The organism is Streptomyces yongxingensis (assembly GCF_055597465.1).
On sequence record NZ_CM145717.1, the window covers coordinates 10,713,803 to 10,724,424 of the forward strand.

The 10,622-nt window shown below is 72.0% G+C and carries 12 protein-coding genes; 4 read left to right on the top strand and 8 right to left on the bottom strand.

Annotated features, from left to right (window positions below; translation table 11 throughout):
- Nucleotides 1-93: 93 nt before the first annotated feature.
- The 3 genes from ACZ6TD_RS45420 to ACZ6TD_RS45430 form a co-directional block, all read right to left on the bottom strand.
- Entirely contained in the window at nt 94-969 is an 876-nt protein-coding gene (locus tag ACZ6TD_RS45420) for a universal stress protein (RefSeq protein WP_471347764.1), read from the bottom strand.
- A 56-nt stretch (nt 970-1,025) separates the two neighbouring features.
- A complete protein-coding gene (locus ACZ6TD_RS45425; protein ID WP_471347766.1) occupies nt 1,026-1,526 on the bottom strand; it encodes a hypothetical protein in 501 nt (166 codons plus the stop codon).
- A gap of 72 nt (nt 1,527-1,598) precedes the next feature.
- A complete protein-coding gene (locus ACZ6TD_RS45430; protein WP_471347768.1) occupies nt 1,599-2,486 on the bottom strand; it encodes a universal stress protein in 888 nt (295 codons plus the stop codon).
- A gap of 383 nt (nt 2,487-2,869) precedes the next feature.
- Between ACZ6TD_RS45430 and ACZ6TD_RS45435 the strand changes: the two genes are divergently transcribed.
- Nucleotides 2,870-3,124: a CBS domain-containing protein gene (locus ACZ6TD_RS45435; RefSeq protein ID WP_471347770.1), complete on the top strand. Its 255-nt coding sequence runs from the start codon at nt 2,870-2,872 to the stop codon at nt 3,122-3,124.
- 17 nt (nt 3,125-3,141) lie between these two features.
- On the opposite strand, the gene ACZ6TD_RS45440 is transcribed toward ACZ6TD_RS45435, so the two are convergent.
- Nucleotides 3,142-4,002 (bottom strand): LysR family transcriptional regulator, encoded by an 861-nt coding sequence (locus ACZ6TD_RS45440; RefSeq protein ID WP_471347772.1) that lies wholly within the window; start codon nt 4,000-4,002, stop codon nt 3,142-3,144.
- A 73-nt stretch (nt 4,003-4,075) separates the two neighbouring features.
- Nucleotides 4,076-4,975, bottom strand: a complete 900-nt coding sequence (locus ACZ6TD_RS45445; protein ID WP_471347774.1) for a LysR substrate-binding domain-containing protein — start codon at nt 4,973-4,975, stop codon at nt 4,076-4,078.
- A 167-nt stretch (nt 4,976-5,142) separates the two neighbouring features.
- Between ACZ6TD_RS45445 and ACZ6TD_RS45450 the strand changes: the two genes are divergently transcribed.
- Entirely contained in the window at nt 5,143-6,666 is a 1,524-nt protein-coding gene (locus ACZ6TD_RS45450; RefSeq protein ID WP_471347776.1) for an MFS transporter, read from the top strand.
- A 169-nt stretch (nt 6,667-6,835) separates the two neighbouring features.
- Entirely contained in the window at nt 6,836-7,525 is a 690-nt protein-coding gene (locus ACZ6TD_RS45455; protein ID WP_471347777.1) for a response regulator, read from the top strand.
- 75 nt (nt 7,526-7,600) lie between these two features.
- Here the strand turns inward: ACZ6TD_RS45455 and ACZ6TD_RS45460 are convergent, their stop codons facing one another.
- The 3 genes from ACZ6TD_RS45460 to ACZ6TD_RS45470 all read right to left on the bottom strand — a co-directional run bounded on the left by ACZ6TD_RS45460 (nt 7,601) and on the right by ACZ6TD_RS45470 (nt 9,174).
- Nucleotides 7,601-8,056, bottom strand: a complete 456-nt coding sequence (locus ACZ6TD_RS45460; RefSeq protein WP_471347779.1) for a cyclic nucleotide-binding domain-containing protein — start codon at nt 8,054-8,056, stop codon at nt 7,601-7,603.
- 180 nt (nt 8,057-8,236) lie between these two features.
- Entirely contained in the window at nt 8,237-8,680 is a 444-nt protein-coding gene (locus ACZ6TD_RS45465; RefSeq protein ID WP_471347781.1) for a pyridoxamine 5'-phosphate oxidase family protein, read from the bottom strand.
- Nucleotides 8,677-9,174, bottom strand: a complete 498-nt coding sequence (locus tag ACZ6TD_RS45470) for a hypothetical protein (protein ID WP_471347783.1) — start codon at nt 9,172-9,174, stop codon at nt 8,677-8,679. The genes ACZ6TD_RS45465 and ACZ6TD_RS45470 overlap by 4 nt, the downstream gene beginning before the upstream one ends.
- Nucleotides 9,175-9,472: 298 nt before the next feature.
- Here ACZ6TD_RS45470 and ACZ6TD_RS45475 point away from each other — a divergent pair, with 298 nt between their 5' ends.
- Nucleotides 9,473-10,582, top strand: coding sequence for a globin domain-containing protein (locus ACZ6TD_RS45475; protein ID WP_471347785.1), 1,110 nt, complete (start codon nt 9,473-9,475; stop codon nt 10,580-10,582).
- Nucleotides 10,583-10,622 lie beyond the last annotated feature (40 nt).

Sequence of the window (10,622 nt, forward strand, 5' to 3'; positions counted from 1 at the left end):
CGGGCCCAGGGCCGGTAGATCTCGGTGGGCGGGGCGGTGCGCCCCGCCCACGAGAGCGAGCCGAAGGCCCGGCCGGGCGCCGGGAGTCGGCTTTCAGTCGTGCGGTACGACGGCCACCGGAACGGTGGAGTGGTGGAGCACCGCGTGCGTGACCGGGCCGATGTGTGTTCCCAGGGCGGGACGGTGTGTCCGCCGGCCGACCACCAGCAGCCCGGCCTGGGCGGTGGCCCGCAGCACGGCCCCGGCCACGAACGCGAGATCGATCGTGCGTTCCACCGTGACCCGCGGGTACTTCTCCCGCCACGGTTCCAGGACCTTTTCCAGTTCCCGGTTCACCTGGGCCTCCAGATCACCGTTCAGGTAGCCGACGGATCCCGTGGCGAGGCCGTACCCGTAGTCGGACGACGGCAGCTTGCGGACGTGCACGGTTCGTAACGTCGCCCCGCGCGCGGACGCCGCGGCGAAGGCGAAGTCCAGCAGTGGCCCGGGGACCGCCGTCAGGTCCTGGAGCGCGACGACGACCTCGTCGCCCGGCCGCTCGGCGGCGGACCGTTCGTTCGCCCGCACCATCACCACCGGGCACGTCGCCCGGGCGAGGACCTGCTGGCCGACGGAGCCGAGCAGGAAGCCGGTGAGCGCGCTGAGCCCGCGCGAGCCGAGCACCAGCATCTCGGCGCCCTCCGCCCGCTCCAGCAGCGCTGTGACGGCCGTGGTGGGCATCTGCTCGCCGGTGAGCGCGAGGTCGGGGTGGCGACCGCTCACTTCCTTCTCGGCGTCGCGCAGGATGCGCCGCGCCCAGTGCCGCACGGTGTCCTCGCTGTCCGCGGCGGGCAGATCTCCGGTCTGCCAGAGCCAGGCGTGCACCAGGTGCAGTGGCAGCCCGCGGCGCTGGGCCTCGCGGGCCGCCCAGTTGGCCGCGGTGAAACTCTCGGGGGAGCCGTCGAGCCCGACGACGACGGGGCGAAGCATGACAGGTACCTCCGCGTGTGAGGGGGTGGGCAGCGGGTGTTCCGCGCCGGGGAGATTCATCGCTGGACGGTCGTCACGCTGATGTCGGAGATGAGCTTGGTGGCCAGGTCCGAGCGCAGGGAGAGACAGGTGTACGTGGTGTGGTCCCCGGTGTCCCAGGCGAGCCGCACCCGCGTCCAGGTGTGTCCCATGGCGCTGTCCTCGTAACTGACCCTCCAGCCGGTGGGAACACCCTGGGCGCGCAGCACGCCGTCGGCGGCGTGCTCGCCTTCCCAGTCCGCCAGACGCCGGAGGAGATCGGGGGTCAGATAGTGACGACGGAGCTCCTGGGCGAGCCGTTCACTCGCGGAGTCGCGTGCGTCGATGTAGGCGCCGTAGAAGTTCGCGACGTGGTCGAAGGCGGACTCCGCGGCACCCGACCGGTCCGTCGGCACGGTGTCCTCCTGAACCCCCGCCCCACGCGGTGTCGAGGCGGTGGTGTGTGCGGCGGTGGGCACGGCCGGAGCCAGTGTCAGCAGGGCGGAGGCGAGGGCGGTGTGCAGCACGGTTCTGAACATGGATGGTTCCCTTCGACTTCGACGGACGGATCGGGAACGGTGTCGGCTTCGCGGCTGCCTTTCGACGGGGCGTCAGCTGTGCGCGATCACCGCCACCGGCGCGGTGGAGTGGTGCAGTACGGCGTGGGTGACCGGACCGATGCGCGGGCCGGGCCGCGGGCCGTGGGTGAAGCGGCCGACGACCACCAGGGCGGCGTGGGCCGATGCGTCCACCAGGTGCCCCGCGGGGCTGCCGACCACGGCCTGCTCGCTCACCTCGACGCCGGGGAACTTCGCCCGCCACGGGCGGAGGACGTCAGCCAGCTCGCCCGCGACCTGAGCTGACGCTCCGGTGCCGAAGGGGACCGGGTGGCCGGAGGCGGGGGACGGGCTCCAACCGTGGATGACGCGCAGTGTCGCCGCCCGGCGGGCGGCGGCGTCGAACGCGAACTCCAGCACCGGGGCGGCGGGCCGCCGGAGGTCGAGCCCCAAGACGACATCCCGGCGCGCCAGGCGCGGAGAGGCGATGGCGGCCGAGCGGGTCCGGTGGTCGCCCCTGCCGGTCCCGCCGGTCGGTACCAGGACGACGGGGAACTCGGCCCGGGCCACGATCGACAGCGCCACGGAGCCGACCAGAACCCCGGTGACCCTGCTCAAACCCCGGGAGCCGAGGACCAGCAACTCGGCGTTCCCGGCGGCCGCCAGCAGCGACGGCACTGGTTCACGAGCGGTCTGCTCATGGACGATCCGCAGGCCCGGGTGGTCGTGTCGCAGCCGTGCCGCGGTGTCGCTCGGCAGGCGCTCGGCCCATCGGGTCAGTGATTGGACTCCGGTGAGCGGCGCGTAGGTGAACGAGTGCCAGTCCAGCGCGTGGACGAGGCTCAGCGGCAGTTCGCGGCGCTGGGCCTCGCGGGCCGCCCAGTCCGCCGCGGCGAGGCTCTCGGGTGAACCGTCCAGGCCGACGGTGACGGTACGGGGCATGGTGCGGACCTCCTTCTGCGGCGCGCTTCCACCCTCTCGGCGGGGACGGGACGGCGGGATGGGTCCCACGTCCCCTGAGCCCGGCCGACCGGCCCCATACCGTGCCCGCGCGTGGTCGGGCGCGGCCTCGTCGATGCCACGTCGACGGGCCAAGGCCCGGTCGGCGCCGTGGTGAGGTCCGTCGGCCCACGCCGGGTGCGGCGGCGGGAGCCCACAGTGGACAGGACAGCAGGCCGGGCTTGGCCTCGGCTTTCTCCATGTCCGTTTCCAGAAGGGAACCTTGGTGCGGAGATGACACGGCGAATCGTGGGGCACGTCATGACGACGGCTGTCGTCTGCGTGCGGCCTGATGCGTCATTCAAGGAGATCACGGCCTCACCGCCGTGCCCGTGCTCGACGAGGCCGGACGTCTGGTGGGCGTCGTCAGCCGCAGCGATCTGCTCCGGGGCTTCCTCCGCCGCGACGGGGCGATCGTGGAGGAGATCCGGCGCGAGGTGATGGGTCGTTCGCTGGGCCTGTCCCGGGACGCCCTCGAGGTGCGGGTCGAGGAGGGAGAGGTGACGCTCGGAGGCATCGTGGAGACCAAGAGCCTGGCATCCACTTCCCGCTCGGGCAGCGAGGCCAGAGGCTCGGGGTGAGCTCGGCCCGAGTGCGCTCAGGGCCGGCCGGGGCGTTCGGTCGCGGCGCGGGCGATGCGTCCCAGGTGGTCGGTGAGGGGGTGGGGAAAGCGGGTGGGGCGGACGAGGACCAGGGGGACGGGCGGCGCGTCGGCGATGGTGATGTAGCGGACGTCGGGGTGTGGGTGGGTGCGTGCGGATTCCGGGAGGACTCCGACGCCCCGGTCGGCCGCGACCATCTCGATCCACTCGTCGTACGTGCGGCAGGTGACGGCCACCTCGGGCCGTGCTCCGGCCGGCCACATGCCGCGGCCGACGGTGCCGCTGAGCTTGTTGACCACGAGGGCGTGGTCGGCGAGTTCCGCCCAGTGCAGACGCCTGCGGCGAGCGAGCGGGTGGCGGAGGCCGACGGCCGCCACGCGGTCCTCGGCGCCGAGCTCGACGATGCGCAGACGACCACCGGACGGGGGTGTGCCGTAGAGGACCGCGGCGTCGGTGTGTCCGGTGGCGACGCCGGCCGTGCGCTCGTCCCGTCGCACGAGGTCGACCCTTCCCCCGGTCGCCTGCTCGAATTCGGTGATGAGGTGCCGCGCCAGGCCGCTGGGCAGCAGCCAGGTGAAGCCCAGGCGCAGTGTCCGCTGGGAGCTCACGGAGCGCAGGGCGGAGTCCACCTGCGGGAGCAGTGAGCCCATTTCGGCATGGAGGCGGTGTCCGGCCTCGGTCAGGCTCACACTCCGGGTGGTGCGGTCGACCAGGCGGACTCCCAGCGCCGCTTCCAGCCGGGCGAGAGAACGGGTCAGCGTGGGCTGGGTGACGCGGCACCTGGCCGCGGCGCGCGAGAAGTGTTCCTCTTCCGCCAGGACCAGGAACCAGCGCAGGTCCCGGAGCTCGACATTCATACGCCAAGTGTATAAAACGTGGCAGCCGTGCATTTTCGTCTGCGCCGCTGACCGTACGCGACGTCCGGCATCGTCATCCCGTTCTCTCCGGACGGGCTCCCGGGGCCCCCGCGCGCCCCGGCTCGGCCGGCCAGCGGCGGGTGCCGTGGATGGAGCGGATGCGGTCGGTGTGCGCGAGGATGGCGGTGGTCAGCGCCTCGACGGGTTCGGCGGGGGCGTGCGGATTGGTCAGCAGGACGAGGTCGAGTTCGCCGAGTTCGGGCAGGCCGGCGCTGCCGGGCAGCTCGACCAGGTCGCTCGGCAGCAGGCTGCGGACGAAGATCGCGAGGCCGAGCCCGGCGCGGGTGGCGGCGAGGACGGCGTTGACCCCGCGCGCCGTGCAGACCACGCGGTGCTTGATGCCCGCCTGCTCCAATGCCCGCACCGCCAGATCACGGCTGGGACTGGGCGCTTGGTACACGATGAGCGGCACCGGCCGTTCCTCGTCCCACCGCAGGCCGGTTCCCTCGGCGGCTGCCCAGACCAGCTGGTCCCGGCGCACCAGCCGCCCTCGACCATCCCCGGCGTTCGTCTTGACGAAGGCGACGTCGACGTGGCCGGATTCCACTCTGCGTTGCAGATGTACCCCTTGGGAGACGGTGAGGTCCAACGTGACACCGGGGTTGAGGTGCCGGAAGTCCCGCAGGATCCGCGGCACTTGGGTCAATGCGAGGTCGTCGGTCACTCCGAAGCGCAACCGGCCCCGCACCCCCGTGCCGGTGAAGTAGTCCGCCGCCTGGGCGTGTGCGGCGAGGATGGAACGGGCGAAGCCGACCATGGCCTCCCCGTCGACGGTCAACACCACGCTTCGAGTGTCCCGGACCAGCAACGGCCGCCCCACCGCCTGCTCCAGCTTGCGGATGTGCTGGCTCACCGTGGGTTGCCCGAGGCCCAGCGCCGCCGCGGCCTGAGTGAAACTCAGGGACTGCGCCACCGCCAGAAACGTTCGCACGTGCTCCGGAGGAAAGACCATGGGCGCCGATGCTAAGCAGTCTCATTGCGAAGCGCAATAAGAATTATTGGATCAATTTGCTTCCTCAATCGATGCGTGGGTCACAACGATGGAGACGCAGACCCGGCCCATGAAGGAGGCATTCCACGATGACCAGGGCGGCCGACGGACGCGGGCATCCCCACACCCGACCGACACCACTCACCCCGCGGCCGACACCACTCACCCCGCCCAGGAAGCGGGGCGTCGTCGCCGTCGCTCTCATGCTGGCCATGGCGCTGGCGGCGCTCGACTCCACCGTCGTCTCCACCGCCGTTCCGCAGATCGTCGGCGACCTCAGCGGCTTCTCCGCGTTCTCGTGGCTGTTCTCCGGCTACCTGCTCGCCGTGACGGTCTCCCTGCCCGTCTACGGCAAACTGTCGGACACCTTCGGTCGCAAACCCGTGCTCATCGTGGGCGCGGCCATTTTCCTGCTCGGCTCCCTGCTGTGCGCCACCGCCTGGAGCATGGTGGCGCTGATCGCGTTCCGCGTCGTACAAGGACTCGGTGGCGGTGCCCTCCAGGCCACGGTGCAGACCCTCGCCGCCGACCTCTACCCCTTGGCGGAGCGACCCAAGATCCAGGCACGACTCTCCTCGGTCTGGGCGGTGTCGGCGATCGCCGGCCCGGCTCTCGGCGGCGTTCTCGCCGCGTACGCCGACTGGCGCTGGATCTTCCTGGTCAACCTGCCGGTCGGCGTGGTGGTGCTGTGGCTCGTCGTCCGCCACCTCCACGAGCCCGGCCACCGGCCGGCCGACCGGCCGCCCATCGACTGGGCGGGCGCGTGCGCGGTCTTCGCCTGCGGGGGAGTGCTGCTCAGCGCCCTGGTGCAGGGCGGGGTGGCCTGGCCGTGGCTGTCCGCCCCGTCCCTCGCCCTGTTCACCACCGGGCTCGCGCTCGCCGCGCTCGTGGTCGTCGTCGAACGGCGGGCCCGCGAGCCCATCATGCCCGGCTGGGTGTGGCGCCGCCGCCCCATCGCCGCCGTCAACCTCGCCCTCGGCGCCCTGGGCCTGCTGACGGTGGCCCCCAGCCTCTTCCTCCCGACGTACGCCCAGTCGGTTCTGGGCCTGGGACCGGTGGCCGCCGGATTCGTCCTGTCCGTGTGGACGCTCAGCTGGCCGGTCTCGGCTTCCTTCAGCCAGCATGTCTACCGGCGCATCGGCATCCGCAACACCGCGATGCTCGGCATCGGCGCGGCCACGCTGCTCCTGTTCGCCTTCCCGCTCCTGCCGTACCCGGGCCAGGCATGGCAGCCAACGGCGCTGATGCTGCTGCTGGGCGCCGCGCTCGGACTGTTCCAGCTCCCGCTCATGGTCGGCGTCCAGTCGACGGTGGGGTGGTCGGAGCGGGGTACGGCCACCGCCTCCGTGCTCTTCTGCCGCCAGACCGGCCAGACGATCGGCGCGTCGGCTTTCGGCGCGATCGTCAACGGGGTGCTGTCGGCGCGGCTCGTGGGCATGGGTGACCTCGATTCGGTGACCCGGGCGCTCCACGCCGGGACCGCGCCGGAGGTGGCGCGGCGGGCCGTCTCGGACGCCGTCCGCACCGTGTACCTGGGCGCGGGCTGCGCGGCGGGGCTGGCGTTCCTGGTTCTGCTGTTCCTGGCGCCGCGCCGCTTCCCGGCCACGGACTGACACCGGCGCCGACGGCCCGTGCCGCACCTCGGCCGTCGCGGCGTCGCGGGAGGAAATGGGCCGACCGGCCCTGGTCCCTCGGCCCGAATACGAGAAGGATCTCGGTTCGGATGCCGATCCCGACGCGATCGGGCATCGACGGAACGCGGAACCTACAGGGAGCAAATCCATGGCGGACAGCGAGCGGCCCGGCCCCGGCAACCCCACCCGGGTCTTCCTGCTGGACGACCACGAGGTGGTACGGCGTGGTGTGCGCGACCTGCTCGACGACGAGCCGGACATCAGCGTGGTCGGTGAGGCCGGGACGGTGGAGCAGGCCCTGGTCCGCGTCCCCGCGCTGCGACCGCAGGTGGCCGTTCTCGACGTTCGCCTGCCCGACGGTGACGGCGTGTCCGTGTGCCGGGAGTTGCGCTCGCGCATGCCCGAGCTCGCCTGCCTGATGCTGACCTCCTTCGATGACGAGGAGGCCCTGCTGGACTCGATCATGGCGGGCGCCTCGGGGTACGTCCTGAAGCAGATCCAGGGCTCGGACCTGGTGTCCGCGGTGCGCACCCTGGCCGACGGCAAGTCCCTGCTCGACCCGAGCGCCGCCACCCGGCTGATGGCCCGGCTGCGCGGCGGTCAGCAGCAGGAGGAGCCCGACGCCCTGCCCGGGCTGACGCAACGCGAGCGCGAGATTCTGGATCTGATCGGCGAGGGGCTGACCAACCGTCAGATCGGCCAGCGGCTGTACCTGGCCGAGAAGACGGTGAAGAACCACATCTCGCGTCTGCTGGCCAAGCTCGGCGTGGAACGTCGCATCCAGGCCGCGGTCATCGCCACCCAGGCCCAGGACCGGCAGCGGCGGGAAGGGCGCTGAAGACCAAGGCCGGCGGACGCCACGACGTCTCGATCGGACGTCCTCCGCGCTCTCCCGCATCGCCTTCCGCCTCGCTCAGACGGCGCTGCCGGCGCCGTACGGGGCGTAGAGGTCCAGCAGCCGGCCCCTGGCGGAACGCAGCCGGTGGGCGAGCACCTCGCCGACCCACTGGGTGACGGCCTGGCCGAGAGCCGGGTCGTCCCGGCACATGGAGCGGACGGTCGTGGCATCGAATTCGTAGGCCCGCACGGGTGTCGTCGCCGTGGCGCCCAGATGCCACACGCACGGCGCGAACAGCCAGGACCAGCCGACGAGTTCGTTGGGGCCCAGTGCCTCTATGACGGCGGTACGCCGACCGGGCACCTGCGTGTCGAGCTCGACCGAGCCGGTGCGGAGGATCCAGAACCGGTCCGCACGGGCGCCTTCGTCGAAGAGACGCGTTCCCTGCGGGAAGGACACCTCACGGGCGAAGTGCATGAGCCGTTGCCGGTGGTCGGCGGGTAGCGCGCGCAGCATGGTCGGGGTGTTCATGGCCTGCCTCCCGGGCGGGGTCTGAAATCTGCCGCCTCCAGCGTGCGGCGGCGGCCGCCCCCGGACGATGGGCCATCCGGTCCGTACGGGGAGCCACCCGGCCCCGTCGCGCGGGCTCGGGCTCGCCACGCGCCGATGACATCGGCGAAACCCGCGCGGGGCAACGGCCTGTGACGCGTGCTACGGGGGCGGTGGCGCCGTCTCCAGCCGGTAGCCGGTCACGAACTCGGCACGGATGCGGACCACGTGCTCCATCTCCGTGTTGATCCAGGGGGTGAGCTCGGTGCGGTAGCGGGCGAGCGTCCGCGGATCCGTGACGCGGCTCGCGGTGCCGGTGACCATCACACTCCAGCCGGTGTGCGTGGCCTCGTCGATCTGGTCGGCCTCGTACACCACCACCTCGGACGCCGACGCGGTGGCCAGCAGCGCGGCACCCGCGTGGGTGCGGATGACGAGGTCGCCGTCGTCGTTCACGAGGTGGTTGACCGGCCGGATCACCGGGAGCGCCTGATGGGTGAAGCCCACCCGCCCCATGGACACGCCCGTCAGCAGCCTGAGCGATTCCTTCCGGTCCAGCTCGACCATACGAGTGCCGGGAACGGGAGGAAGAGGCTGAACGGTCATGACGGTTCCCGGCGAACGGTCCCGTGCCTGGCCCCTCGCGGCCAGATCACCTCGACATCGACCCCGTGACTGCGCGCGTAGGCCACCAGATGTGCCGTCACGTCCCGGCCGCTGGACGGCGAGCCGTCCCATACCGCGAGCACACGGGCGCAGTGGCGCAGCAAGCTCTCGTCCGCGGTCACGCACGAGCCGCGGTCGCCGGGGTCGTACTCCACCAGCCGCACCTGCTCGGACAGCAGCAGCAGTTCGCCGGCGGCCTTGCGGTCGAGCTCGGCCAACTGCGTGGGCACGCCGTTCCGCGCCGGCAGGACCGTCACCAGGGCCAGCCCGGCCTTACGGGCGGCCCTCCCGAACGCCGTCGGCAACCCCTTTCCGGCGCGGACCAGACCGGCTCTGCCCGCCCGGGCGAACTCGGCCAGCCGCGCCCGCAGTTCCTCCTCCACCAGCACGAGCGTCGACGTGCTGAGATCGGGATGCCCTACAACAGCGATCATCCCCGACTGTCCTTTCTTCCCACCGCCCACTGGTCTGCTTGATCGTCTCCGGGCTCGGGCCCGGCGCGCCAGAGCCGAGCGGAACGAGGAAAGGGCCGGTCGGTCCTTGCGGTCCGCGTGCGCACAGTCGAGCCTCACCTCAACCCGGCCCGACCGTCCCTGCCATCAGGGAAGTTCGGCCCTGTTCGGCTTCGCGGTGCCACCGGCACGATCGATGTACCGGCCCGATCCACACGACGGGCCCCGGCCGCGGCGGTGAGCGCCGTCCCCCCAAGTGCCCGCACTGCAGAGGAGAGCCATGCTTTCGCTTGAGTCGGCCGCTGTCATTCGTGCCACCCTTCCCGCTGTGGGCGGGGCCCTGGACGAGATCACGGCGCGTTTCTACGGCACCATGTTCGCCGAGCAGCCCGAGCTGCTGGACGGGCTGTTCAACCGCGGCAACCAGGCCAGCGGCGAGCAGCGCAAGGCTCTGGCGGGATCGATCGCGGCCTTCGCCCAGGCGCTGCTGGCCGACCCCGACGCCCGCCCCGACGCGCTGCTGTCCCGGATCGCCCACAAGCACGCCGCGCTCGGCGTCACCGAGGACCAGTACACGATCGTCCACAAATACCTCTTCCGCGCCATCGGCGATGTGCTGGGCGAGGCCGTCACCGCGGAGGTGGCCTCCGCCTGGGACGAGGTGTACTGGCTGATGGCCGGTGCCCTCATCGCCCAGGAGGCCCGCCTCTACCAGGAAGCCCAGGTCGACCCGCGGCACCCGTGGCGGCAGTGGACCGTCGTGGAGCGGCGGGAGGAGACCCCGGACGTGGCCAGACCCGCCAGTACAGCCTGTCCAACGCCCCCGGCGACGGGCTGCGGCGCATCACCGGGCAAGCGCGTGGCGAGCGTGGCCGGCGCCCCCGAGGGCGAGGTGTCCAGCCAGCTGCACCGCACCGTACGGGCCGGTGGCGAACTCACCCTGTCGGCCCCGTTCGGAGACGTCGTCCTCGACGACACCGACACCCCGCTCGTGCTGGTGTCCGCCGGTATCGGCTGCACCCCCATGGCCGCCATGCTCGAACACCTCGCCGCCACCGGTTCGGCCCGACCGGTCCGCGTCCTGCACGCCGACCGCGCTCCGGCCGACCACGCCCTGCGCGCCGACACCCGCCGTCTCGTGGCCCAACTTCCCAACGCACGATCGGAGTTCTGGTACGAGGAGGACGCGGCCGAGGAAGCCGGTGCGCGCACGGGCCTGATGGACCTCGACGGCCTGGACCTGCCCGGCGACGCCGACGTGTACCTGTGCGGCTCGCTCCCCTTCATGCGCGCCGCCCGGACCCAACTGCTCCGGGCCGGTATCCCCGCACGCCACATCCGCTACGAGGTCTTCGGCCCCGACCTGTGGCTGGCCCACGCCGAGGGCTGAGAGGCCCGACCGCCGGGCGGCGGGAAGCAGGCCCCACGGA

What these genes read in the sequence shown, in the direction of transcription:
- ACZ6TD_RS45420 (WP_471347764.1), bottom strand. Translation starts at nt 969, where the DNA reads ATGCTTCGCCCCGTCGTCGTCGGGCTCGACGGCTCCCCCGAGAGTTTC.
- ACZ6TD_RS45425 (WP_471347766.1), bottom strand. Translation starts at nt 1,526, where the DNA reads ATGTTCAGAACCGTGCTGCACACCGCCCTCGCCTCCGCCCTGCTGACA.
- ACZ6TD_RS45430 (WP_471347768.1), bottom strand. Translation starts at nt 2,486, where the DNA reads ATGCCCCGTACCGTCACCGTCGGCCTGGACGGTTCACCCGAGAGCCTC.
- ACZ6TD_RS45440 (WP_471347772.1), bottom strand. Translation starts at nt 4,002, where the DNA reads ATGAATGTCGAGCTCCGGGACCTGCGCTGGTTCCTGGTCCTGGCGGAA.
- ACZ6TD_RS45450 (WP_471347776.1), top strand. Translation starts at nt 5,143, where the DNA reads ATGACCAGGGCGGCCGACGGACGCGGGCATCCCCACACCCGACCGACA.
- ACZ6TD_RS45455 (WP_471347777.1), top strand. Translation starts at nt 6,836, where the DNA reads ATGGCGGACAGCGAGCGGCCCGGCCCCGGCAACCCCACCCGGGTCTTC.
- ACZ6TD_RS45460 (WP_471347779.1), bottom strand. Translation starts at nt 8,056, where the DNA reads ATGAACACCCCGACCATGCTGCGCGCGCTACCCGCCGACCACCGGCAA.
- ACZ6TD_RS45465 (WP_471347781.1), bottom strand. Translation starts at nt 8,680, where the DNA reads ATGACCGTTCAGCCTCTTCCTCCCGTTCCCGGCACTCGTATGGTCGAG.
- ACZ6TD_RS45470 (WP_471347783.1), bottom strand. Translation starts at nt 9,174, where the DNA reads ATGATCGCTGTTGTAGGGCATCCCGATCTCAGCACGTCGACGCTCGTG.
- ACZ6TD_RS45475 (WP_471347785.1), top strand. Translation starts at nt 9,473, where the DNA reads ATGCTTTCGCTTGAGTCGGCCGCTGTCATTCGTGCCACCCTTCCCGCT.